We start from the raw sequence: 23,168 nt of genomic DNA, 5'->3' as shown, positions 1-23,168 counted from the left end.
GAAAGCCCCCGGCCCGCGGCCGGGGGCTTTTCACTTGTCCCCGCGTACCCTGCCGTTGCTCCGCACGCCGTTGCTACACACGTGCGATGAGATAGCGGAACACATTAGGCATCCACACCGTGCCGTCCCCGCGCAGATACGGGTGGACGGCCTCGGTGAGTTCCTTCGTCACCTGCTCCGGATCGGTGGTCCGGGTGGCCGCGTCGAAGGCGCCCGTCGAAAGCAGCCCGCGGACCGCGCTCGCCAGGTCGGCATAGCCGTACGGGCAGGCGACCCGCCCCGAGCCGTCCGGCCGCAGCCCGGCCATCCTGGCCAGGTCCTCCAGGTCGTCCCGGCCGCTCGGCCGCCAGTGCGCGGCCGTGGCCATCGGGTCGGCCAGCCGGGCCGCCACCCGTAGCGCGCCGGAGGCCGCGCAGCGCTCCGGTGGACCCCAGCCGGCCAGCACGACCGGCGCCCCGCGTCGCGCCCTGGCGGCGGCCCGCCGCAGCGCCTCCGCCATCTCCCGGACCCCGCCGCCCGCGCAGTAGAGCGGGTCGAAGGCGGTGACGAGGGTGAACGGGGGATCGGCCGGATCCGCCACGCCGTCCATGCCGTCCGGGCCGCCGTGCCCCAGCCGGACCGGCACGTCGGAGGGGTGGGCCGCCAGCCGCTCCCGGGCGAGGTCGAGCCGGCGTTCGTCCGTGTCGATGCCGCTGACGGTGGCTCCGCGGGAGGCCGCCATCAGCAAGGCCAGTCCCGATCCGCAGCCCAGGCTCAGCAACCGGGTCCCGTCATCGACTTCCAGCCGCTCGTAGACCGCTTCGTACAGCGGCACGAGCATGCGTTCCTGGATTTCCGCCCAGTCGCGGACCCGCGACCGGGGCGGCGACGGGGACGGCCGGTGCCGTCGCACGAGCGTTGGTGTCATCGCATGCGCCCCAATCCGCCGAATTCGGTTTCCTGACCGAAGTGCCGCCCCCCATGTGCTGCCGTGCACGCGGTTGTGCCGAACCGCCCCCCAAGCCAGGGAACCCCGCATCCGCCCGAGAGTCCAGGGGGTACGGCGAGAAGTTCCCCCACCGCCCAAGATGGCATGTGCCGCGGCGGGCCGCATGAGATGAATACCCAGCCGCAAACCCTGAACGGGCCGACAACGCGGGGTTGCGGGCGGACGGATTCACACTCGGCCCGACCGGGCCCGTACCATTCGCACCATGGCAAAGGCTCCCATTCTCACTCCGCAGGCGGAAGACTTCCCGCGCTGGTACCAGGACCTGATCAACAAGGCCGAACTGGCCGACAACGGCCCGGTGCGCGGCACCATGGTCATCCGCCCGTACGGCTACGGGCTGTGGGAGCGCATGCAGCAGGAGATGGACGCGCGGATCAAGGACGCGGGCGCCTCCAACGCGTACTTCCCGCTGTTCATCCCGCAGTCGTACCTCACGCGCGAGGCCGAGCACGTGGAGGGCTTCGCCCCCGAGCTGGCGGTCGTCACGCACGGCGGCGGCAAGGAGCTGGAGGAGCCGGTCGTCGTCCGGCCCACCTCCGAGACGATCATCAACGAGTACTTCTCCAAGTGGGTGCAGAGCTACCGCGACCTGCCCCTGCTGATCAACCAGTGGGCCAACGTGGTCCGTTGGGAGATGCGCCCCCGCGTCTTCCTGCGCACCAGCGAGTTCCTCTGGCAGGAGGGCCACACGGCGCACGCGACCTACGAGGACGCGCGCGACTACGCGGCGCGCATCCACCGGGACGTGTACTACGACTTCATGGTCAACGTCCTCGGCATCGACGTGGTCCTCGGCCGCAAGACGCCCAAGGAGCGGTTCGCCGGCGCGATCAACACCCTCACCCTGGAGGGCATGATGCGCGACGGCAAGGCTCTCCAGATGGGCACCAGCCACGAGCTCGGCCAGAACTTCGCCAAGGCGTTCAACACCTCGTACCTGTCCAAGGACGGGCAGCAGGAGCTCGTCTGGCAGACCTCGTGGGGCGTCTCGACCCGTATGGTCGGCGGTCTGATCATGTCGCACGGCGACGACAGCGGCCTGCGCGTCCCGCCGCGCCTGGCGCCGGTGCAGGCCGTCGTCCTGGCGATCAAGGGCGACGACGCGGTCATCGCCAAGGTCCGTGAGATCGGCGACCGGCTGAAGGCCGCGGGCGTCCGCGTCCAGGTCGACGACCGCACCGACACCCCGTTCGGCCGCCGCGCCGTGGACTGGGAGCTCAAGGGCGTTCCGGTGCGGATCGAGATCGGCCCGCGCGACCTGGAGAACGGCACCGCGATGCTGGCCCGCCGGATCCCGGGCGGCAAGGAGCCGGTGAGCATCGACGAGCTCACCGCGCTGCTGCCCAAGGTCCTGGAGGAGGACCAGGCGCTGCTGCTGCGCCAGTCGCGCGAGCGCCGCGAGGAGCGCACCTCGGACGTGTCGACGCTGGAGGAGGCCGCCGAGGCCGCCGCGGCCGGCGGCTGGGCGCGCATCCCGTGGTCGGTGCTGGGCGCCGAGGGCGAGGCCAAGCTGGCCGAGCAGGCCGTCACCGTGCGCTGCCTGGTGACCGAGGACGGCGGGGTGCCGGACACGGACGACGCCCCGGGCGCGCTGGCGATCGTCGCGCGGGCCTACTGAGGCGCGGGCGCCGAGGGGCGCCGACGGACGTGAGCCGGGGCGGAACTGACGCGCGAGTCAGTTTCGCCCCGGCTTGCGAACAGGTGCGCGTACTTCTGCGGCTTCTCCGTACTTCTGTGCAGATCGGGGCACCCGCCCTCGTCGCGGCGGGTGGACCGGTATCGCAGGGATACTGACTGGTACGTGCAAATTATTTGGGATGGCCCGGTATCGGAACACCGGGCGGTCCCGACTCGTTGTCACGACGTGAGCACGACACCACCTGTTCTCGCCGCAGAACTGGCGCAGGCGTGGGCCGACATTCAGCGGTTCCACCCCGAGTTGCCGGATCTCGCCGCGCCCGAATCGTTGATCGGGGAGTCGTCGTCCGCGTGCGGCGCCGAGCTCTCCTTCGAAAGGCTGCTGCACGAGGCAGTGCACGGCATCGCGGCCGCCCGCGGTGTCCGGGACACCTCACGCGCCGGCCGCTACCACAACCGCCGGTTCCTGGCGATCGCCGAGGAGCTCGGGCTCGACCACAGCGACGAGCCGCATCCCAGCAGCGGTTTCTCGCTGGTCGTGCTCAACCCGGAGGCGCGCCGCCGCTACCGCGCCACCATCGACAGACTGCAACGCGCCCTCAAGGCGCACACCATGGCCACCACGGCCGACACCTCGCGCACCTTCCGGGGGCCCGCCGCCCGGCACGGTTCGTCGGGTGGCGGCGTACGGGTCAAGGCCGTGTGCGACTGCGGGCGCAACGTCCGCGTGGTGCCGTCCGTGCTCGCCCAGGCGCCGATCATGTGCGGCGGCTGCGGCCAGCCGTTCCGCATCCCCGAGGCGATGTCCGTGGGGTGACACGGGGCCCGGCCGGCGGGGGTCGGCCGGGGCCGGGTGATGTTCGTGCGCCCGGGCGCGTATGGCACAATGGGGGGCTGTACTCGACAGTCGTACAGGACCCCTCTCTCCTCCGGCTGACGCGTCCATCGGGCACTCCGAGTACCGCAACCCCACGTGGCATCTTGTTGTGCCCACCACGTCAAGACCAGGAGACACCACTCCAGTGGCAGTCAAGATCAAGCTGAAGCGTCTGGGCAAGATCCGTTCGCCTCACTACCGCATCGTCGTCGCCGACTCCCGTACCCGCCGTGACGGCCGGGCCATCGAGGAGATCGGCCTGTACCACCCGGTGCAGAACCCCTCGCGCATCGAGGTCGACTCCGAGCGTGTCCAGTACTGGCTGGGTGTCGGCGCGCAGCCGACCGAGCCCGTCATGGCCATCCTCAAGGTCACCGGCGACTGGCAGAAGTTCAAGGGCCTGCCGGCCCCGGCCCCGATGCTGGTGGCCGAGCCGAAGAAGGACCACAGCGGTCTCTTCGAGTCCGTCGTGAACGCCGCCGGCGAGTCGAAGGGTGAGGCCATCACCCCGAAGGCGAAGAAGGCGGAGAAGAAGGACGAGGCCGCCGAGACCGCTGAGTCGACGGCCTCCGAGTCTCCCGAGGCCTGAGCATGCTGGAGGAGGCCCTTGAGCATCTGGTCAAGGGCATCGTCGACAACCCCGACGAGGTGCAGGTGGCGTCACGCACCCTGCGCCGCGGGCGCGTGCTGGAAGTCCGGGTCCACCCGGACGACCTCGGCAAGGTGATCGGCCGCAACGGCCGTACCGCCCGAGCGCTGCGGACCGTCGTGGGCGCCATCGGCGGCCGGGGCATCCGCGTCGACCTCGTCGACGTGGACAACGTCCGCTGACGGGCGGCAGGCATCGGCACGGGCCGGGAAGGGATCCCCTTCCCGGCCCGTTGTCGTGTTGGGAGGGCGTCGGGGCGCCCCAGGAACGTGGAGAAGGAACGGAATCGTGCAGCTCGTAGTGGGCAGGATCGGCCGCGCCCATGGCATCAAGGGCGAGGTCACCGTCGAGGTGCGGACGGACGAGCCCGAGCTGAGGCTCGGCCCGGGCGCCGTACTGGCCACCGACCCCGCCGGGGTCGGACCGCTCACCGTGGCGAGCGGCCGGGTGCACAGCGGGCGGCTGCTGCTGCGGTTCGCCGGCGTCCCCGACCGGACGGCCGCCGAGGCGCTCCGCAACACCCTCCTGATCGCCGAGGTCGACCCGGACGAGACGCCCGAGGACCCCGACGAGTTCTACGACCACCAGCTGGTGGACCTGGACGTCGTCACCGTCGACGGCACCGAGGTCGGCCGGATCACGGAGATCGCCCACCTGCCGTCGCAGGACCTCTTCATCGTCGAACGCCCCGACGGGAGCGAGGTGATGATCCCCTTCGTCGAGGAGATCGTCACCGAGATCGACCTGGAGGCGCAGCGCGCCGTCGTCGACCCGCCGCCCGGGCTGCTCGACGCCGAGCGGGCCGTGATCGCCGGCAGCCGTGACGAGTCGGATGGCGATTCCCGTGGCGAGGGTGACCGCTGATGCGCCTCGACGTCGTCACGATCTTCCCCGAGTACCTCGAACCGCTGAACGTCTCGCTCGTCGGCAAGGCCCGCGCTCGTGGGCAGCTCGACGTCCGCGTTCACGACCTGCGGGAATGGACGCACGACAAGCACAACACCGTCGACGACACTCCGTACGGCGGCGGGCCCGGCATGGTGATGAAGCCCGAGCCGTGGGGCGAGGCGCTGGATGACGTCGTCGGATCGGGTTCCGGTGACGACGTGCCGACGATCGTCGTCCCCACGCCCAGCGGCCGGCCCTTCACCCAGGAGCTGGCCGTGGAGCTGTCGGCCAAGCCCTGGCTGGTCTTCACCCCGGCCCGCTACGAGGGCATCGACCGCCGGGTGATCGAGGAGTACGGCGAGCGGTACGACGTCCGCGAGGTCTCGATCGGCGACTATGTGCTGGCCGGCGGCGAGGCCCCGGTCCTCGTCATGGTCGAGGCCATCGCCCGGCTGCTGCCCGGCGTGCTCGGCAACGCCGAGTCGCACCGCGACGACTCCTTCGCCCCCGGCGCCATGGCCGACCTGCTGGAGGGCCCGGTCTACACCAAGCCGCCGGAGTGGCGCGGCCGGGGCATCCCCGACGTGCTGCTCAGCGGCCACCACGGGAAGATCGCGCGCTGGCGCCGCGACGAGGCGTTCCGCCGTACCGTCGAGAACCGGCCGGATCTGATCGAGCGCGCCGACCCCGCGTCCTTCGACAAGAAGGACCGCGAGATGCTCTCCATCCTCGGCTGGGCCCCGGGCCCCGACGGCCGATTTGGGCGAGTGGCGCCCGACGTGGAAGAATAAGCCGTTGCCTTGCGTCCGGCGCGCGCCCCTGCCACAGGGGGAACGACGTCCGCCGGGGGCAGTACGGCATCTCTCACTTTCCGCACCAGTTCCGCCGATGACCTGTGGCATCGGCGAGGAAGAGACGACTCATGTCCTCCCTGCTCGACAACGTCAACGCCGCGTCGCTGCGCACCGACGTCCCGGCCTTCCGTCCCGGTGACACCGTGAACGTCCACGTTCGCGTCATCGAGGGCAACCGCTCCCGCATCCAGCAGTTCAAGGGTGTCGTCATCCGCCGCCAGGGCGCGGGCATCAGCGAGACCTTCACCGTCCGCAAGGTCTCCTTCTCGGTCGGCGTCGAGCGCACCTTCCCGGTCCACAGCCCGATCTTCGAGAAGATCGAGCTCGTGACCCGCGGTGACGTCCGTCGCGCCAAGCTGTACTACCTCCGTGAGCTCCGCGGCAAGGCCGCGAAGATCAAGGAGAAGCGCGACAACTGAGCTTCCGCCCGGCGTCCCGGTCCGGCCGGATAGGCTCTCGGACCGATGGACACCGACGCAGCACAGCTTTCGGAGCGCGACCGCTCTCCCCACCCCGAAGGGGGCGAGGAGCAGCGGTCGCGCTCTTCGCGTATACCGGACCGTTCGGTGCTCGCCGGCATGCCCCGGCGGGCGTGGCGGTGGCTGACGGGAGGCGGGCCGCTGCGCCGGGCGGCGGTGCTGCTGGCCTGCTGCCTGGCCTCCGTGATGCTGGTCAGCGCCTATGTGGTGCAGCCCTTCGTAATCCCGTCGGCGTCGATGGAGAACACCCTGCGGCCCGGCGACCGGGTGCTGGTGAACAAGCTGGCCTACCGCTTCGGCGACGAGCCGCGGCGCGGGGACGTGATCGTCTTCGACGGCCTGGGGTCGTTCGTCCAGGAGGAGCCGGCCGAGAACGCGGTGACCAAGGCCGTGCGCAAGGTCGCCTCCTCGGTCGGTCTGATGCAGCCGGCGCCGACGGACTACGTGAAGCGGGTCGTGGGCGTCGGCGGTGACCGGGTGGTGTGCGACCACCGGGGCCGGCTGTCGGTCAACGGCCGCGAGATCACCGAGGACTACCTCTTCCCGGGGGACAGGGCCTCCCGGGTGCCGTTCGTGGCGGTGGTGCCGGAGGGACGGCTGTTCGTCCTGGGCGACCACCGCAGCGCGTCCCGGGACTCGCGCGACCACCTGGGAGAGCCGGGCGGCGGCATGGTCCCGGTGGACCGGGTGATCGGCCGGGCCGACTGGATCGGCTGGCCGCTGGGCCGGTGGACCGCGCTGCACCGGCCGGACGCCTTCGACGGCGTGCCGGAACCGCGTGCTCATGCCGGGGGTGGACGTGGGGCACCGTAGCGAACGGCCCCGGCCCTGGCTTCGGCCCGGGCGGCGGTCGGGGGGCACGCGTGCGCGGTACGGGCCGCGGCCGCCGGGCCCCGCGCCGGGCGGGCCGGACGGGCGCGCGGCGCGCCGGCGGGCGACGGCGCGGCGGGTACGCCGGAGCCGGCGCCGGTCCCTGCTGACCGAGGCGCCCGTGCTGCTGTCGGTGGCGCTGCTGATCGCCTTGGTGCTGAAGACGTTCCTGGTGCAGGCGTTCGTCATCCCGTCCGGTTCCATGGAGCGGACGATCCGGATCGGCGACCGGGTGCTGGTGGACAAGCTGACGCCCTGGTTCGGCGACCGGCCCGCCCGCGGCGACGTGGTGGTCTTCAAGGACCCGGGCGACTGGCTGGGGGACGCGGAGCGGCCGGAGGAGGGGTCGGCGGGGGTCAGGGCCGGGCGGCGGGTGCTGTCGTTCATCGGACTGCTGCCCTCCCAGGGGGAGCAGGATCTGATCAAGCGCGTGGTCGCGGTGGGCGGGGACACGGTCAAGTGCTGTGACGCCGGGGGCAAAATCATGGTCAACGGTTCGCCGGTCCGGGAGCCGTATGTGCACCCGGGGAACGCGCCGTCCGAGCTGCCGTTCGAGGTGCGGGTGCCGGAGGGACGGCTGTTCGTCCTGGGCGATCACCGCTCCGACTCGGCCGATTCGCGGTTCCACCTGAGCGACCCCGGGCACGGTACGGTCCCGGAAGACCTGGTCATCGGCCGTGCCACGGTGATCGCCTGGCCGCCGGGGCACTGGCGCCGGCTGTCCGGGGGACCGGACGGGGCGGGTGGTGCCGACGGGTGAGCCGTCCGGCGGGTCCGTCACGGAGCGCGCGGACGTTCCGGGGTGTGTGGGGCGAACGGGATGATCCGGACCCCGACCCCTGCGGAACTCCCGCTCGTTAAGGGAGTGGCGGGCCTGCGGCGGACGGCGACAGGCGACAGCGCGGAGTGAGGAGTGAATGTGGGGGATGTGGCGGTCGGCGCGCGGTCCGGCCATGGAGAGCCCGAGAAGCGCCCGGACGGTGCCGGGGTGCCGGCCGCCGGGCCGGCACCGGAGGGCCCGGAGAGCTCCCCTCGTGTGCCCCACGGGCCCCAGGGGCCTCATGGGTCCCACGAAGCCCATGAGGCCCCCGGTGGCCCCCCGCCACCGGGGGAACCCGGCCGGCCCGGCCCTCCGGGACGGGCCCCGGACGGGACGCCGGGTGGAGCGGCGGGCGGGCCCGCGGGGGGTGACCTGCCGGACGGCCGGGAGGCCGGGAAGCCGGGGGCTGCGCGGAAGGGCGGGAAACCGGGGAAGTCCGGGAAACAGCGGTCCTTCTGGAAGGAACTGCCGATCCTGATCGGCGTCGCGCTGATCCTCGCGCTCTTCATCAAGACGTTCCTCGTGCAGGCGTTCTCCATCCCGTCCGAGTCGATGCAGGACACCCTGCAGCGCGGTGACCGGGTGCTGGTCGACAAGCTCACGCCCTGGTTCGGCGCCGAGCCGGAGCGCGGCGAGGTCGTCGTCTTCCACGACCCCGGCAGCTGGCTGAAGGACGCTCCGGACGAGCAGTCCGGTCCGGTGGGCAACGGGGTGCAGAAGGTCCTCAGCTTCGTCGGACTCATGCCTTCCGCCGGTGAGAAGGACCTGATCAAGCGGGTCATCGCGGTCGGCGGCGACAAGGTCGAGTGCAAGGGCGGCAACAACCCCGTGGTCGTCAACGGCAAGGCGCTCGACGAGCCGTACATCTTCCCGGGCGACACCCCGTGCAGCGACAAGCCGTTCGGGCCGGTCACGGTGCCCAAGGGCAAGCTGTGGGTGATGGGCGACCACCGGCAGAACTCGATGGACTCGCGCTGGCACCAGGACGAGGACGGCGGCTTCGTGCCGGTGGACGACGTCGTCGGCCGCGCGATCGTCGTCGCCTGGCCGCTGAACCGCTGGGCGACGCTGCCCGTCCCCGACACCTTCGACCAGCCCGGCATCGGTTCCGCCGCCGCCGCGGCGCCGCCGGCGCTGGGCCTCGCGGGCGCCGTCCCGCTCGTGCTGTGGCGTCGGCGCCGGCTGCTCGCCGCGCGCGACTGACCCGGTGCCGTCCGGACCGCCCGCGCCGCGGGGACCGGGAGGGCTGACGCCGCTCCCGTACCGCGGGTAGGGTGCGGTTCCGCGCTCCGGCGCGGGGAGCGGTTCTTCTGTGGGCGGTTTCACCGAGGGTGGGGGACGCGATGGGCGGAGCGGAACGCGGCGGTCCGGGGCAGGCCGGGAGGCTGGTGTCCGGCATCGCCGTGGCCCTCGGCGCCGTCCTCTTCCTCGGCGGCTTCGCGTGGGCGGCCCTCGTCTACAAGCCGTACACCGTCCCTACCGACTCCATGGCACCGACCATCGCCCGCGGCGCCCGCGTCCTCGCCCAGCGCATCGACGGCGACGAGGTCCGCCGCGGCGACATCGTCGTCTTCCACGACAAGCTGTGGGGCGATACGGCGATGGTCAAGCGCGTGGTCGGGGTCGGCGGTGACACCGTCGCCTGCTGCGACCGGCGGGGGAGGATGACGGTCAACGGCGTTCCGGTCGAAGAACCGTATCTGCAGGGTGCCGGGCCGGCCTCCCCGAGTGGCTTCTCGGCCACGGTGCCCGCGGGGGACCTGTTCCTCCTCGGTGATCACCGCTCCGACTCCGTCGACTCCCGCTCGCACCTGGCGAAGGATCAGGGATCGATCCCGCGCGGCGCGGTGAGCGCGCGGGTGGACGCCGTGCTCTGGCCCGCGGGCGACCTCGGCGTACTGTCCCGCCCTGCCGCGTTCGGCGCGCTGCCCGGCGGCACGTCGAGCCCCGGCCCGGTCCGCCTGCTGGCCGTCGCCGTCGTCGCCGGGGCGGTGCTCATCCTGGGAGGTGCGGCGTACGGTCCGATGGCCCGGCTGCTGACGCGGCGGCCGGCTTCCGGCGGGTCTTCCGGTGGGAAGGCCCCGGGTGGCTCGGCTTCGGGCGGGCAGGTTTCCGGCGGGGAGGGGAAGGCGGTGAGTCCTCATGGATGACCCCATGGACGATCCCTCCCGGGCGAGCGCCGGTCCGCTGCGGCGGGCGGCCCGGGTGGTCCTGCTCGACGCCCGGGACCGAATCCTGCTGCTGCACGGCTTCGAACCCGCCGACCCCGGGCGGACCTGGTGGTTCACCCCGGGCGGCGGGCTGGAGGGCGACGAGGACTGGACGGCCGCGGCCCGCCGCGAGCTCGCCGAGGAGACCGGGATCACGGAGATCGAACTCGGTCCGCCGCTGTGGCGGCGCACCTGCTCGTTCCCCTTCGACGGCCGCCGCTGGGACCAGGAGGAGCGCTACTACCTGGCCCGGACCCGGCAGCCCGGCGCCTGGAGCGGCGGCGGGACGGAGCTGGAACGCCGCAGTGTGACCGGACTCCGCTGGTGGACCTGCGGTGAACTCCTCACCACCCATGAGACGGTGTATCCGACCAGGCTCGCCGAGCTGCTGAGCACACTGCTCCGAGACGGCCCCCCGCAGGTGCCGGTGCGCCTGGAGACGGAACGTGCCTGACGCACCATGGGGGAACGCACGGCTGAAGGGGAACATGCCATGAGCGCCGAGGACCTCGAGAAGTACGAGACCGAGATGGAGCTGAAGCTCTACCGGGAGTACCGCGACGTCGTCGGTCTGTTCAAATATGTGATCGAGACCGAGCGGCGCTTCTATCTCACCAACGACTACGAGATGCAGGTCCACTCCGTCCAGGGCGAGGTCTTCTTCGAGGTCTCGATGGCGGACGCCTGGGTCTGGGACATGTACCGGCCCGCCCGTTTCGTCAAACAGGTGCGGGTCCTGACGTTCAAGGACGTCAACATCGAGGAGCTCAACAAGAGCGATCTCGACCTTCCGAGTGGCTGAGTTCTCCACAACCGGCGGGTTGTCCACAGCTTTCGACCAAGATCCCCCACTTCCGCCCGGAGGCCGCACCGTCGGTCCCGGGAGGTGGTGCGGATGGACGCGCGACGGGCGCTCGGGCGCTACGGGGAGGACCTGGCGGTACGGCGGCTGACCGAGGCCGGGATGAGAGTACTGGCCCGCAACTGGCGCTGCCGCGAGGGCGAGATCGACGTGGTCGCGCACGACCGCGACGCGCTGGTCGTGTGCGAGGTGAAGACCCGCAGGGCGGGTCCCTACCAGCACCCGATGGCGGCCCTCACGGCCGCCAAGGCCGAGCGGCTGCGCCGGCTCGCGGGGCGCTGGCTGGAGCGGTACGGCGGCCCGCCACCGGGCGGGGTCCGCATCGACCTGGTCGGCGTGGTGCTCCCGGAGCGGGGTGCCCCCGAGGTCCAGCACGTCAAGGGGGTGGCGTGATGGGCTTCGCCCGCACCTGCTCGGTGGCCCTGGTCGGGGTGGAAGGGGTGGTGGTCGAGGTCCAGGCCGACCTCGAACCCGGCGTCGCCGCCTTCGCCCTCGTCGGGCTGCCCGACAAGAGCCTGTCCGAGAGCCGGGACCGGGTCCGCGCCGCCGTCGTCAACTCGGGCGGCGAGTGGCCGCAGCGGAAGCTCACGGTGGGCCTGAGCCCCGCCTCCGTCCCCAAGGGCGGCAGCGGCTTCGACTTGGCCGTCGCCTGCGCCGTGCTGGGCGCCGCCGAGCGGATCGACCCCCGGCGCATCGCCGACCTGGTGATGATCGGCGAGCTGGGCCTCGACGGCCGGGTCCGCCCGGTCCGGGGCGTGCTGCCGGCCGTCCTCGCGGCGGCGGACGCCGGGTACCGTCAGGTCGTCGTGCCCGAGCGCACGGCGGCCGAGGCGGCGCTCGTTCCCGGCGTCGCGGTGCTCGGCGTCCGCAGCCTCCGTCAGCTGGTGGCCGTCCTCACCGACGAGCCCGTGCCCGAGGAGGAGGACCCCGGGCGGGACGGCCGGCCCGACCCGCTGCTCGCCGGCCTCGCGGTGCCGGGCGCGGGCCAGGGGATGGGCGCGGGCGGGCCGGGGGACGGACACGTGCCCGACCTCGCCGAGGTCGCGGGCCAGCACCGCGCCCGCCGGGCGCTGGAGGTGGCCGCCGCCGGGCGGCACCACCTGTTCCTGCTGGGGCCGCCGGGCGCGGGCAAGACCATGCTCGCGGAGCGGCTGCCCGGCCTGTTGCCGCCGCTGACGCCGGAGGAGTCGCTGGAAGTCACGGCGGTGCACTCGGTGGCGGGCGCGCTCCCGGCCGGCCGGCCGCTGATCGACCGGCCGCCCTACTGCGCTCCGCACCACTCGGCGTCGATGGCCGCGCTGGTCGGCGGCGGCTCGGGCATGCCCCGGCCGGGCGCGGTGTCCCTGGCTCACCATGGGATTCTCTTTTTGGACGAAGCGCCCGAATGCTCCCCTCGTGTCCTGGACGCCCTCCGTCAGCCGCTGGAGTCGGGTCACGTGGTCGTGGCCCGCTCGGGCGGGGTGATGCGGCTCCCGGCCCGGTTCCTGCTCGCCTTGGCCGCCAATCCCTGCCCGTGCGGCCGGCACGGGCTCAGCGGGGACGGCTGCGACTGCTCGCCCAGGAACGTACGGCGCTATCTGGCCCGGCTCTCCGGGCCGCTGCTGGACCGGGTGGACCTCCGGGTGACCGTGGAGCCGGTGACCCGCGCGGAGCTGGTGGGGCTCGGCTCCGGCGCCGAGAGTTCGGAGACGGTCGGCGCCCGGGTGCGCGATGCCCGCGAACGGGCCGCCGTGCGGTACGCGGACACCCCCTGGCGCACGAACAGCGAGGTCCCGGGCCATGAACTGCGCACCCGCTGGCTCGTCGAGCCGGAAGCCCTGCGGGAGGCCGAACGCGACATGGAGCGCGGGCTGCTCACCGCCCGCGGCCTGGACCGGGTGCTCCGGGTCGCCTGGACCATCGCCGACCTCGCGTCCCACGACCGTCCGTCGGCGGACGACGTCCGCCAGGCGCTGGAACTGCGCACCGGCGTGCGGCGCGGCGTGGCGGTGGCCGGGGCGGGAGCCGTCCCGGCGTCGTCCGCGGCCGGCCTCACCGTCCGGCGGTGCGCGGTGTCACTCATGGTGTCCCCTCCGGTTGGGTCCGGCGTCGCCCAGGCACAGCCCGGCCACGCCGCTCTGCGTCAGCGTGTGCATGAACAGCAGGTCCACCCCGCCGGGCGAGGCGGACGCGATGCGGTGCGGGGTGAGCGAGTCGAAGTGGGCGGAGTCGCCCGGGGCGAGCAGGTGCGTCGTCCCGCCGAGGGACAGCCGGAGCCGGCCCGCGGTCACGTAGAGCCACTCCTCGCCCGGGTGCACCCGCACCAGGTCCTCCTGGCCCGCCGCGTCGTGCCCGTGCGGCACGTGCAGCCGCAGGGCCTGCATCGCGCGGCCGGAGCCGCCGGCGCGCCAGTACGTCCAGCCGCCCGCCCGCTGGGGTTCCATGCGGTCCGCGCGGACGATGGGATCCGCCGTCTGGGGTACTTCGCCCAGGAGGTCGGATACCGTCGTTCCGTAGGTCCGCGCGAGCGCCAGCAGCATGGGGAGGGACGGCGTCCGGCGTCCCGTCTCCAGCCGGGACAGGTGGGCGGGCGACAGCCCGGCCCGGGCCGCGGCCGCCTCCAGCGTGAGCGCGCTGCGGGTGCGCAGCGCGCGCAACTGCGGTGCCACGGCGGGCAGATCCTCGGTCGGGGGGTCTTCCGTGCCGGTGTGTGGGCTCATGTACCCGGTATAGCCCTGCCGTGCCTCAAAGGCAAAAGTCCTTGCCTCTGAGGCAAAGCGGCCGGGTGCGGGGAGCGGGTGAACGATGGGGGAACATCATGTGTTTGTCGTTGACATGCCATGTGCTACGCGCGTCATGCTGGGCGCATGAACATCCCCCACCGTTTCGCACGCTTCGGCGTGCCGGCCGCACTGGCCTCCGTCCTCCTCCTCGGCGCCCCCACCGCCGCCCTGGCCGGCCCGGCCTCCTCCGGTGCTTCCGCCTCCTCGGTCTCCGTCGTCTCCTCGGCCCCCTCGGTCACCGCCGGCTCGCTCGCCGCGAAGGGTGTCGGCCGGATCTGCGAGTCCGCCCTGCCGGCGCAGGCCCACGACACACTGGACCTGATCGAGAAGGGCGGCCCGTTCCCGTACCCCAAGGACGGCACGGTCTTCTCCAACCGCGAGGGCGTCCTGCCGAAGCAGAGCGGCGGCTACTACCACGAGTACACGGTGATCACCCCGGGCTCGCCCGACCGCGGCGCCCGCCGGATCGTCACCGGCAAGGCGGACCACGAGGACTACTACACCGGAGACCACTACCGGTCGTTCGCCCGCGTCGACTTCACCTGCTGACCGCTCCTCCGTCCCACCTCCCTCCTCCGCGCCGGCCGGGCACCCGCGGCCCGGCCGGAACCGGGCGTTCCGTCCCCGGTGCGACCGGCTGTCGGAGCTGACGGAGCGTCAGCCCTCGCGCGCAACAGGGCAGGTGCCGTCACCTCCGGTCGTGCCCCCGCACGCTCGCGGGGGCCTTTTCGCGCGGCCGGGGAACCGCGAGGCGGGGTCGGATGTCAGTGCCTGCCGTTACCGTTCTTCTCGTTCCGCGAACGATCCGCGCGCGACGAGAAGGGCGGCGAACGGCCGTGTATCGCTGGGAGATCACCCGGGCAGCGCTGGGGCAACGCGTCCTCGCCATGGTGCGGAGCGACAGCTACGACGAGGCGACGCTGACATCCGGCACGCTGCTCTCGGCCGGCCTCACCAGCCTGGAGATATCGCTCGCCACCCCCTTCGCCCTGGACGCCGTCGCCACCCTGGTCCGCGAGGTCGGCGACGAGGCGCTCATCGGCGCCGGCGCGGTCCTGGACGCGGCCTCCGCCCGGATGGCCGTCGAGGCCGGCGCCCGGTTCCTGGCCTCGCCGGCCCTGGACCCCGAGGTGCTGCGCACCGGCCACCGGTACGGCGTCCCGGTGTTCGCCGGCGTCTCGACGCCCGCCGAGATCGTCCGGGCCCTGGAGCTGGGCGCCGACGCCCTGAAGCTGTTTCCCGCCGCCTGCCATCGCCCCGAGCGCGTCCGCGAGATCCGGGCCGAACTGCCGCAGGCCGCCCTGGTCCCCAGCGGGGGTGTCGACGTCGGCACCGCCCCCGAGTGGATCGCCGCCGGAGCCGTCGCCTGCGGTATCGGCGGGGAGCTGGCGGAAGGCGACCGTGACGCGGTGGCCAAGCGGGTCGAGGACCTGATCGCCCGGCTGGCGGAGGCGGACGCGGAGGGCGGCGGGGGCGCCCTGGCGGAGGAGTAGGAGCGGCCGCCGGCGCGGTACTTCTCAGGCGGCCAGCCTGGTGCCGAACCCCACCAGCAGGAGCGCGGACGCGGCCAGCAGGAGCAGGCCCGAGCCGGCGAGCAGCAGGCGGTAGGCGCGGGTGGTCAGCCGGTCGCGGGTGCGGGCCACCACCAGGGCGAGGAGCGCCTTGCTGCCGACGAGCAGCGCGTAGAAGGCGACGAGGAAGCCGACGGCGCCGCCGGGCCGCTCCCGCCACGCGTCGACGAGGAGGGGCGAGCCCGTCGTCATCCAGAAGAGCCACGGGTGCGGGCTGAGGAGGTTGACGACCACGCCCTGCCGGACGGCCGAACTCCCCCGGCCGTCCGGGCCTCCCACAGCGTGGTGCACGCCGGCCACAGCAGGAAGAGGCCGCCGACGAGCCCGCCCGCCGCGACCGCGCGGTCGGGGAGCGCGGAGAGCACGGTCACCGAGAGCGCGATCACCGGCAGGTCGGTCAGCAGCGGCACGGCGGCCACCCGCAGCCCGACCCCGAGCCCGCCGCGCAGGGTGCCCGACAGGACGAGGGCCAGGAGGGGGCCGGGGCTGATGCCCGCGCTCAGGCCGAGCGTCACCCCGAGGGCCAGGACCTTCACCCGTGCTCCCTTCCGCGCGACCGGCGGCGCGCGTGACCGATGCCACGCGTGACCGATGCCGCACATGACCGATGTGGCACATGACCGATGTCGCGCGTGACCCGTACCGGACACGACTCGCACCGGACACGACCCGTGCCGCACGCGTCCCGGCCGCACCGCCGTCCGGACCCTGCCCGCGGCCGGAGCGCCCTACGCCCGTCCGTCCCTACGCCCGCAGCCCGTACGCCCCTACGCCAATGCGCGCCGGCCCCCGCCGGGATCGCCCATGTCCGGACAACCGGACCTCCGGACTTCCCGTCATCAGGTCCCCCCGCTACCCTCCACCGAGTGGCGAAGCACCGACCCCTCCAGTTCACCCTGGACCGCAGCAGTCCCGTCCCGCTCTACTACCAGCTGGCCCAGCAGTTGGAGGCCGCCATCGAGCAGGGCGGGCTCGCGCCCGGCAGTCTGCTCGGGAACGAGATCGAGCTGGCCGCGCGGCTGGGGCTGTCGCGGCCGACCGTGCGGCAGGCGATCCAGTCGCTCGTCGACAAGGGGCTGCTGGTGCGCCGGCGCGGGGTCGGTACGCAGGTGGTGCACAGCCAGGTGAAGCGCCCCCTGGAGCTCAGCAGCCTCTACGACGACCTGGAGGCGGCCGGGCAGCAGCCCGCCACCCTGCTCCTGAGCCGCGCGGTGGAGCCCGCCGGCGCCCGGGTCGCCGCCGCGCTGGGGGTGGCCGAGGGGACGGACGTCGTCTACGTCGAGCGGCTGCGCCTGGCGCACGGGGAGCCCGTCGCCCATCTGCGCAACCACCTTCCCCTCGGTCTGCTCGATCTCGACGGGGACGTGCTGGCCGAGACCGGCCTGTACCGTCTGATGCGTTCCGCCGGCCTCACCCTGCACAGCGCCCGGCAGACCATCGGCGCCCGCGCCGCCACGGCCGAGGAGGCCGAGCGGCTCGCGGAGCCGGCCGGCGCGCCGCTGCTGACCATGGAGCGGACGACGTTCGACGACACGGGACGGGCCGTGGAGTTCGGCTCCCACCTCTACCGCGCCTCCCGCTACTCCTTCGATTTCCAGCTGCTGGCCCGGCCGTGAGACGGTCCCGTGACACCGTCGGAGATCATCCGGTCGACAGAATGTTCTGACAAAGTATTGACGTGGTGTGGCGCACACCACTAGAACACCTGCACACCGCGCCGGGAAAACCCCGCCGGACGACCGTGACGGATCGTGACGGATACTTGGGCGGTCGGGCCCGCGGGACCGGGGTCCGGCCGCACCGTGACAGACAGTGGAAGGGCAAGTCCTCGTGGCAAGGGTTCGGACAGGCGTACGTGCGGTCAGCGCCGTGCTGGCAGCGGTGCTCGGCGCCACACTGGCGGGGTGCAGCAGTACGGGCGGCAAGCGCGCCGAGGAGCGGGCCGCCAAGGCCGCCCAGGGGCGCGCGGCGGTCGACACGCCCCGGTGGACCTTCGCGATGGTCACCCACTCGGGCGATGGCGACACCTTCTGGGACATCGTGCAGAGCGGTGCCAAGCAGGCCGCGGCGAAGGACAACATCAAGTTCCTCTACGCGCACGACGTGGAGGGGAACAAGCAGGCCCAGAGCGTCCAGGCCATGATCGACCAGAAGGTCGACGGCCTGATCGTCACCCTCGCCAAGCCGGACGCCATGAAGGACGTCGTGGCCAAGGCGCGGAAGGCCGGCATCCCGGTGATCACGGTGAACTCGGGCTCGGACAAGTCCAAGGAGTTCGGCGCCCTCACCCACATCGGCCAGGACGAGGTCATCGCCGGCGAGGCCGTCGGCGAGCAGCTCAACGAGCGCGGGAAGAAGAAGGCCGTCTGTGTCCTGCACGAGCAGGGCAACGTCGGCCACGAGCAGCGCTGCGAGGGCGTGAAGAAGGCGTTCAAGGGCGAGGTGGTGAACCTCTACGTCGAGGGCACCAACATGCCCAACGTCCAGTCCTCCATCGAGGCCAAGCTCCAGTCCGACAAGGACGTGGACGCCGTCGTCACCCTCGGCGCCCCCTTCGCGCCGACCGCGGTGAAGGCCGCGGAGCAGGCGGGCAGCAAGGCCGAGGTGGACACCTTCGACCTCAACGCCAAGGTCGCCGACTCCCTCAAGGACGGCTCCCTCGGCTTCGCCGTCGACCAGGACCCGTACCTCCAGGGCTACGAGGCCGTCGACCTGCTCTGGCTCTACCGCTACAACCGCGACATGCTCGGCGGCGGCCGCCCGGTCCTGACCGGCCCGCAGATCGTCACCAAGGACGACGCCAAGGTCCTGTCCGAGTACACCAAGCGGGGGACGCGATGAGCAGTACCACCGCCACCGTCCCCGAGACCGCGCCCCGGGGCCGGAGCCTGCCGCGCCGGCTGCTCGGCCGCCCCGAGCTGGGGTCGGTCGTCGGCGCCGCGGCCGTCTTCCTCTTCTTCGCGATCGTCGCCGACTCGTTCATGACCGCGCCCGGCCTCTCCACCGTGCTGTACGCGTCGTCGACCATCGGCATCATGGCCGTGCCGGTGGCGCTGCTGATGATCGGCGGCGAGTTCGACCTGTCCGCCGGTGTGATGGTGACCAGCTCGGCGCTGGTCTCCTCGATGTTCAGCTACCAGATGACGGCCAACGTCTGGGTCGGCGTCGGCGTCTCGCTGCTGGTCACGCTGGCGATCGGCTTCTTCAACGGCTTTGTGCTCACCCGCACCAAACTGCCCAGCTTCATCATCACGCTCGGCACGTTCCTGATGCTCACGGGCCTCAACCTCGGCTTCACCAAGCTCATCAGCGGCACCGTCTCCACCAAGACCATCGGGGACATGGAGGGCTTCGAGTCCGCCCGCGCCCTGTTCGCCTCCCACTTCACCCTCGGTGACGTGGACCTCCAGGTCACCGTCCTGTGGTGGATCGGCCTGGTCGCCGTCGCCACCTGGGTGCTGCTGCGCACCCGCGCCGGCAACTGGGTCTTCGCGGTCGGCGGCGGCGTGGACGCGGCCCGCGCGGTCGGCGTCCCGGTCCGGCGCACCAAGATCGGCCTGTATATGGCGGTCGCGTTCTGCGCCTGGGTCTCCGGCCAGCACCTGCTGATGTCCTACGACGTCGTGCAGTCAGGCGAGGGCGTGGGCAACGAGCTGCTCTACATCATCGCGGCCGTCATCGGCGGCTGCCTGATGACCGGCGGCTACGGGTCGGCCATCGGGTCGGCGGTCGGCGCGTTCATCTTCGGCATGACGAGCAAGGGCATCGTGTACGCGCAGTGGAACCCCGACTGGTTCAAGTTCTTCCTCGGCGCGATGCTGCTGCTGGCGACGCTGCTCAACGCCTGGGTACGGAAGCGCGCGGAGGCCAGCAAATGAGCGCTCTGGTCAGACTGGCCGGCGTCGGCAAGGACTACGGCAACGTCCGGGCCCTGGACGACGTCTCGCTGGAGGTCCACGCGGGCGAGATCACCTGTGTGCTCGGTGACAACGGCGCCGGCAAGTCCACCCTCATCAAGATCATCGCAGGGCTGCACCGGCACGACGCCGGCACCTTCGAGATCGAGGGCGAGGAGGTCCGGCTGGGCTCGCCCCGCGAGGCCCTGGACCGGGGCATCGCCACGGTCTACCAGGACCTCGCCGTCGTCCCCCTGATGCCGGTGTGGCGGAACTTCTTCCTGGGGTCGGAGCCGACCAAGGGCCGGGGCCCGTTCAAGCGCCTGGACGTGGCCGCCATGCGCGAGACCACCCGCACCGAGCTGGCCCGCATGGGCATCGAGCTGCACGACGTCGACCAGCCCATCGGCACCCTCTCCGGCGGCCAGCGACAGTGCGTGGCCATCGCCCGGGCCGTCCACTTCGGGGCGAAGATCCTGGTACTCGACGAGCCGACGGCCGCCCTCGGCGTCAAGCAGTCGGGCGTCGTCCTGAAGTACGTCGCCGCCGCGCGCGACGCGGGCCTCGGTGTGGTGCTGATCACCCACAACCCGCACCACGCCTACCTGGTCGGCGACCGGTTCGTGCTGCTCAAGCGGGGGGCCATGGCCGGCAGCCACGCCAAGGCCGACATCGCCCTGGACGAGCTCACCCGGCAGATGGCGGGCGGCAGCGAGCTGGAACAGCTCAGCCACGAGCTGGAACGGGCCCCCGCCCCCGACCTGGCGGCACACAAGACCGACGGCGTCCCCGGCGAGGACGCCTAGCCACCCCGCGGGGCCCGGCACCGACAGGCGGTGCGGGCCCCGCCGCCCGTTGTGCGGCGGACACCGCCGGTGAGGCACAATCGGCGACGCGGGCAGCGCCCGCACCGACCGTATCCGCGAGGCCCCGGCCTCCCGAGACCACCGCAGGGACGACGACCTCGTGCGAGCACGACCCCGAGCAGCCGCCGGAGCCCCCCGAGGCACGGAGGTGCCGCGATGAGCATCTACCGCGAGCGGGTCTACCGGGGCTCCGCACGAGCCACCGTCCTGCGCACCACCGGATCGCGCGAACGCCGCTCCCACCTCACGGCGCCGCGCGTGCCCACGGTCGGCATCGACATCGGCGGCACCAAGGTCATGGCGGGCGTCGTGGACGCCGACGGCACGATCCTGGAGAAGCTGCGCACCGAGACGCCGGACAAGTCCAAGAGCCCCAAGGTCGTCGAGGACACCATCGTCGAGCTCGTCCTCGACCTCTCCGACCGGCACGACGTGCACGCCGTCGGCATCGGCGCGGCCGGCTGGGTGGACGCCGACCGCAACCGCGTCCTGTTCGCCCCCCACCTGTCCTGGCGCAACGAGCCGCTGCGCGACCGGCTGGCCGGCCGGCTGGCCGTCCCCGTCATGGTCGACAACGACGCCAACACCGCGGCCTGGGCCGAGTGGCGCTTCGGCGCCGGCCGGGGCGAGGACCACCTGGTGATGATCACGCTGGGGACCGGCATCGGCGGCGCCATCCTGGAGGACGGCCAGGTCAAGCGCGGCAAGTACGGGGTCGCGGGCGAGTTCGGCCATATGCAGGTCGTCCCCGGCGGCCACCGCTGCCCGTGCGGCAACCGCGGCTGCTGGGAGCAGTACAGCTCCGGCAACGCGCTGGTCCGCGAGGCCCGGGAGCTGGCCGCCGCCGAGTCCCCGGTCGCGTACGGGATCATCGACCGGGTCGGCGGGAACATCCCCGAGATCACCGGCCCCCTCATCACCGAGCTGGCCCGCAACGGCGACGCCATGTGCGTCGAGCTGCTCCAGGACATCGGCCAGTGGCTGGGCGTCGGCATCGCCAACCTCGCCGCCGCCCTCGACCCGTCCTGCTTCGTCATCGGCGGCGGCGTCAGCGCCGCCGACGACCTGCTGATCGGCCCCGCCCGGGACGCCTTCCGCCGCCACCTCACCGGCCGCGGCTACCGCCCCGAGGCCCGTATCGTCCGCGCCCAGCTCGGCCCCGAGGCCGGCATGGTCGGCGCCGCCGACCTCGCCCGGCTGGTCGCCCGCCGCTTCCGGCGCGCCAACCGGCGCCGCGTCGAACGCTACGAGCGGTACGCCAAGGCCGGCCGCGGGTGATCACCATGGAGCACACGGACCGCGAGGAGACGGCGCAGACCCCCGGGGGCACCCCGGACGGCGCCCGTCCGCGCCGCTGGCTGAAGGCGCTGATCGTCTTCCTGCTCGTCGCCATCCCGGCCGGCTACCTCTACATCTCCGCCCTCCAGAGCCGCAACGGCAACGGCGACAAGCAGGAGGAGGCCACCATCACCGGCCTGGAGGAGGGCTGGCCCTCCCGGCTCCAGCGACGGCTCTACGAGGTGACCGTGCCGGCGGACGCCGAGAACGTGGCCCACTTCGAGACCAACTCCTGGAAGTCCAGCTCCCTCTTCCTCCAGTTCACCACCACGGGCGAGAAGTTCGGGCAGTGGCTGAACGACCACGGCATGAAGCCCTCCGAACTGGAGGAGGGCGACGTGACCATCGACGAGGAGGAGGCCGACACCGTCGGCTGGAAGTTCGACGGCAAGCACCACTGGGCGGGCACGGTCCGCGAGGAGGACAAGCCCAAGCCCAACCTGGAGGTCACGGCGAACCTCGACGACCCGCGGTACCCGCGGGTGTTCGTGGTGTCGACGACGTCGCCCTGACGGGCCGTCACGTGACGCGGGCCACACTTGGAGATCGTCCGTTCAGTCCTCCCCGGCGCCCGGGCATGATGGCGCCCGGGTGGCCGCCCGAGCGCGGCAGGCGCGTCGGCCGCTCTTGACCGCGCCACCGCCGGTGCCGGGAGGGGAAGTTGACGATCACCATCGAGAACGCCGTCCACGGCGAGATCTCCGTCGGCACCGTGCTGACCTGGACCAAGCGCTACACCGACGAGGAAGTGCGCGAGTTCCGCGCCCTGAGCGGCGCGCCGGCCGACCCGCTGCCCGAGCACCTGCCGTACCTGCTGGCCGTCGCGCCGCTCACCAAGCTCGGCGGCGACCTCGACTACCTCTCGCGGCGGATGGACTGGACCTCCCACCGCCCGATCGGGAGGAACGAGGAGATCACCGCCGAACTGGAAGTCGTCCACCTGGAACCGGCCGGGCCCGGGGCGGGCATGACCAGGATCGCCTTCGACGCCCGGATCCGGTGCGGGGACGAAACCGTGATCAGCGGCCGCAGTAACGGCCTCATCGTCGGCGCGTAGAACGAACGCTGGCCCGCGGAGAGAACAGGGGAGGCACCGCCATGAGCATGACCCGCACCGCCACGGCCGTCTTCGGCCCCGAGGACATCGACACCTGCGCCCGTCTCACCGGCGACCGGGGCGCGCACCACATGGCCGGGCTCGGCGACCGCCGGATGACCCAGGGCGTCCTCACCCTCACCGCCGTCCCCCTGCTCGGCGACCCCGGGGCGCATCTGCGGGAGGTCTCGCTCACCTTCCTCGCCCCGGTCCGCGCGGGCGACACCGTCACCGCGACCGTCCACGCCACCGAGACCGAGCGGGAGGGCGTCGAACTCCCGCCGGACCGCGCCCTGTACCGCTACGAGCTCAGCGTCGTCGGCCGGGACGGCGAGCCGGTCCTGACCGGCACCGGCCTCGCCGAACTGCCCCGCGCCCAGGACGGCGCGGACTGACGCGGCGCGGACTGACGCGGCGCTGACTGACGCGGCGCGGACCGGCGCCCCGGGCGACCGGCCCGACGGCGACCCCCGCCCCCGCTCCACGGCCCCCGGACGGCAC

At 72.6% G+C, this 23,168-nt stretch carries 28 protein-coding genes and 1 pseudogene; 25 read left to right on the top strand and 4 right to left on the bottom strand.

What is annotated here, in order from left to right; translation table 11 throughout:
* Window positions 1–73: 73 nt before the first annotated feature.
* Complete coding sequence (locus ACSNOK_RS09485; protein ID WP_436780150.1) at window positions 74–907, bottom strand: class I SAM-dependent methyltransferase; 834 nt, start codon at window positions 905–907, stop codon at window positions 74–76.
* A 286-nt stretch (window positions 908–1,193) separates the two neighbouring features.
* On the opposite strand from ACSNOK_RS09485, the gene proS reads away from it, so the two are divergent.
* The 15 genes and pseudogenes from proS to ACSNOK_RS09410 form a co-directional block, all read left to right on the top strand.
* Window positions 1,194–2,609 (top strand): proline--tRNA ligase, encoded by a 1,416-nt coding sequence (gene proS / locus ACSNOK_RS09480; RefSeq protein WP_436780149.1) that lies wholly within the window; start codon window positions 1,194–1,196, stop codon window positions 2,607–2,609.
* A gap of 246 nt (window positions 2,610–2,855) precedes the next feature.
* Complete coding sequence (locus ACSNOK_RS09475; RefSeq protein ID WP_398264033.1) at window positions 2,856–3,446, top strand: hypothetical protein; 591 nt, start codon at window positions 2,856–2,858, stop codon at window positions 3,444–3,446.
* A gap of 205 nt (window positions 3,447–3,651) precedes the next feature.
* The gene (gene rpsP / locus ACSNOK_RS09470; RefSeq protein WP_436780148.1) at window positions 3,652–4,095 is read left to right on the top strand and encodes a 30S ribosomal protein S16; all 444 of its coding nucleotides are present in this window, start codon (window positions 3,652–3,654) and stop codon (window positions 4,093–4,095) included.
* A 2-nt stretch (window positions 4,096–4,097) separates the two neighbouring features.
* Window positions 4,098–4,337 carry an RNA-binding protein gene (locus ACSNOK_RS09465; RefSeq protein ID WP_223772169.1) on the top strand — a complete coding sequence of 80 codons (240 nt, stop codon included), beginning with the start codon at window positions 4,098–4,100 and terminating at the stop codon, window positions 4,335–4,337.
* A gap of 106 nt (window positions 4,338–4,443) precedes the next feature.
* A complete protein-coding gene (gene rimM, locus ACSNOK_RS09460; protein ID WP_436780147.1) occupies window positions 4,444–5,019 on the top strand; it encodes a ribosome maturation factor RimM in 576 nt (191 codons plus the stop codon).
* On the top strand, window positions 5,019–5,834 hold the full coding sequence (gene trmD / locus ACSNOK_RS09455) for a tRNA (guanosine(37)-N1)-methyltransferase TrmD (protein WP_436780146.1): 816 nt from the start codon (window positions 5,019–5,021) through the stop codon (window positions 5,832–5,834). Before rimM ends, trmD begins: the two co-directional genes overlap by 1 nt.
* Before the next feature lie 131 nt (window positions 5,835–5,965).
* On the top strand, window positions 5,966–6,316 hold the full coding sequence (gene rplS, locus ACSNOK_RS09450; protein ID WP_004944863.1) for a 50S ribosomal protein L19: 351 nt from the start codon (window positions 5,966–5,968) through the stop codon (window positions 6,314–6,316).
* 45 nt (window positions 6,317–6,361) lie between these two features.
* Window positions 6,362–7,189 carry a signal peptidase I gene (gene lepB / locus ACSNOK_RS09445; RefSeq protein WP_436780145.1) on the top strand — a complete coding sequence of 276 codons (828 nt, stop codon included), beginning with the start codon at window positions 6,362–6,364 and terminating at the stop codon, window positions 7,187–7,189.
* A gap of 178 nt (window positions 7,190–7,367) precedes the next feature.
* Window positions 7,368–8,006, top strand: coding sequence for a signal peptidase I (gene lepB, locus ACSNOK_RS09440; RefSeq protein ID WP_436780144.1), 639 nt, complete (start codon window positions 7,368–7,370; stop codon window positions 8,004–8,006).
* Between the two features lie 168 nt (window positions 8,007–8,174).
* Entirely contained in the window at window positions 8,175–9,269 is a 1,095-nt protein-coding gene (gene lepB / locus ACSNOK_RS09435) for a signal peptidase I (RefSeq protein WP_436780156.1), read from the top strand.
* A gap of 140 nt (window positions 9,270–9,409) precedes the next feature.
* A complete protein-coding gene (lepB, locus tag ACSNOK_RS09430) occupies window positions 9,410–10,216 on the top strand; it encodes a signal peptidase I (protein WP_436780143.1) in 807 nt (268 codons plus the stop codon).
* 4 nt (window positions 10,217–10,220) lie between these two features.
* Window positions 10,221–10,730 (top strand): NUDIX hydrolase, encoded by a 510-nt coding sequence (locus ACSNOK_RS09425; protein WP_436780142.1) that lies wholly within the window; start codon window positions 10,221–10,223, stop codon window positions 10,728–10,730.
* A 39-nt stretch (window positions 10,731–10,769) separates the two neighbouring features.
* A complete protein-coding gene (locus ACSNOK_RS09420) occupies window positions 10,770–11,078 on the top strand; it encodes a DUF2469 domain-containing protein (RefSeq protein WP_004944840.1) in 309 nt (102 codons plus the stop codon).
* 93 nt (window positions 11,079–11,171) lie between these two features.
* Window positions 11,172–11,531 carry a YraN family protein gene (locus tag ACSNOK_RS09415; RefSeq protein ID WP_004944830.1) on the top strand — a complete coding sequence of 120 codons (360 nt, stop codon included), beginning with the start codon at window positions 11,172–11,174 and terminating at the stop codon, window positions 11,529–11,531.
* A pseudogene (locus ACSNOK_RS09410) lies at window positions 11,531–13,141 on the top strand (YifB family Mg chelatase-like AAA ATPase); the annotation flags it as partial. The gene ACSNOK_RS09415 and the pseudogene ACSNOK_RS09410, both read left to right, overlap by 1 nt.
* 51 nt (window positions 13,142–13,192) lie before the next feature.
* On the opposite strand, the gene ACSNOK_RS09405 reads toward ACSNOK_RS09410, so the two are convergent.
* The gene (locus ACSNOK_RS09405; protein ID WP_436780155.1) at window positions 13,193–13,837 is read right to left on the bottom strand and encodes a helix-turn-helix domain-containing protein; all 645 of its coding nucleotides are present in this window, start codon (window positions 13,835–13,837) and stop codon (window positions 13,193–13,195) included.
* A 147-nt stretch (window positions 13,838–13,984) separates the two neighbouring features.
* Here ACSNOK_RS09405 and ACSNOK_RS09400 point away from each other — a divergent pair, with 147 nt between their 5' ends.
* Both ACSNOK_RS09400 and ACSNOK_RS09395 read left to right on the top strand, forming a co-directional pair.
* Window positions 13,985–14,449: a ribonuclease domain-containing protein gene (locus ACSNOK_RS09400; protein ID WP_436780141.1), complete on the top strand. Its 465-nt coding sequence runs from the start codon at window positions 13,985–13,987 to the stop codon at window positions 14,447–14,449.
* A gap of 287 nt (window positions 14,450–14,736) precedes the next feature.
* Window positions 14,737–15,393, top strand: a complete 657-nt coding sequence (locus tag ACSNOK_RS09395; RefSeq protein WP_436780140.1) for a bifunctional 4-hydroxy-2-oxoglutarate aldolase/2-dehydro-3-deoxy-phosphogluconate aldolase — start codon at window positions 14,737–14,739, stop codon at window positions 15,391–15,393.
* 24 nt (window positions 15,394–15,417) lie between these two features.
* On the opposite strand, the gene ACSNOK_RS09390 is transcribed toward ACSNOK_RS09395, so the two are convergent.
* Both ACSNOK_RS09390 and ACSNOK_RS09385 read right to left on the bottom strand, forming a co-directional pair.
* Entirely contained in the window at window positions 15,418–15,663 is a 246-nt protein-coding gene (locus ACSNOK_RS09390; RefSeq protein ID WP_436780139.1) for a hypothetical protein, read from the bottom strand.
* A complete protein-coding gene (locus ACSNOK_RS09385; RefSeq protein WP_436780138.1) occupies window positions 15,660–16,007 on the bottom strand; it encodes a hypothetical protein in 348 nt (115 codons plus the stop codon). Before ACSNOK_RS09385 ends, ACSNOK_RS09390 begins: the two co-directional genes overlap by 4 nt.
* Before the next feature lie 330 nt (window positions 16,008–16,337).
* On the opposite strand from ACSNOK_RS09385, the gene ACSNOK_RS09380 reads away from it, so the two are divergent.
* The 8 genes from ACSNOK_RS09380 to ACSNOK_RS09345 all read left to right on the top strand — a co-directional run bounded on the left by ACSNOK_RS09380 (window position 16,338) and on the right by ACSNOK_RS09345 (window position 23,062).
* Window positions 16,338–17,087: a GntR family transcriptional regulator gene (locus tag ACSNOK_RS09380; RefSeq protein ID WP_436780137.1), complete on the top strand. Its 750-nt coding sequence runs from the start codon at window positions 16,338–16,340 to the stop codon at window positions 17,085–17,087.
* 253 nt (window positions 17,088–17,340) lie between these two features.
* Entirely contained in the window at window positions 17,341–18,312 is a 972-nt protein-coding gene (locus ACSNOK_RS09375) for a sugar ABC transporter substrate-binding protein (protein ID WP_436780136.1), read from the top strand.
* The gene (locus ACSNOK_RS09370) at window positions 18,309–19,349 is read left to right on the top strand and encodes an ABC transporter permease (protein ID WP_436780135.1); all 1,041 of its coding nucleotides are present in this window, start codon (window positions 18,309–18,311) and stop codon (window positions 19,347–19,349) included. The genes ACSNOK_RS09375 and ACSNOK_RS09370 overlap by 4 nt, the downstream gene beginning before the upstream one ends.
* Entirely contained in the window at window positions 19,346–20,173 is an 828-nt protein-coding gene (locus ACSNOK_RS09365; protein WP_436780134.1) for an ATP-binding cassette domain-containing protein, read from the top strand. Before ACSNOK_RS09370 ends, ACSNOK_RS09365 begins: the two co-directional genes overlap by 4 nt.
* Before the next feature lie 216 nt (window positions 20,174–20,389).
* Complete coding sequence (locus tag ACSNOK_RS09360; protein ID WP_436780133.1) at window positions 20,390–21,511, top strand: ROK family glucokinase; 1,122 nt, start codon at window positions 20,390–20,392, stop codon at window positions 21,509–21,511.
* Window positions 21,512–21,516: 5 nt separating this feature from the next.
* On the top strand, window positions 21,517–22,083 hold the full coding sequence (locus ACSNOK_RS09355) for a hypothetical protein (protein WP_436780132.1): 567 nt from the start codon (window positions 21,517–21,519) through the stop codon (window positions 22,081–22,083).
* A 149-nt stretch (window positions 22,084–22,232) separates the two neighbouring features.
* Window positions 22,233–22,628, top strand: a complete 396-nt coding sequence (locus tag ACSNOK_RS09350; protein WP_436780131.1) for a hypothetical protein — start codon at window positions 22,233–22,235, stop codon at window positions 22,626–22,628.
* Window positions 22,629–22,669: 41 nt separating this feature from the next.
* Window positions 22,670–23,062 (top strand): MaoC family dehydratase, encoded by a 393-nt coding sequence (locus tag ACSNOK_RS09345; protein ID WP_436780130.1) that lies wholly within the window; start codon window positions 22,670–22,672, stop codon window positions 23,060–23,062.
* Window positions 23,063–23,168 lie beyond the last annotated feature (106 nt).

It is taken from the genome of Streptomyces sp. URMC 126 (genome assembly GCF_051386555.1).
Lineage (GTDB): Bacteria > Actinomycetota > Actinomycetes > Streptomycetales > Streptomycetaceae > Streptomyces.
The sequence above is the reverse complement of the archived record's forward strand: the minus strand, read 5'-3'. Positions and strand labels throughout refer to the sequence as shown.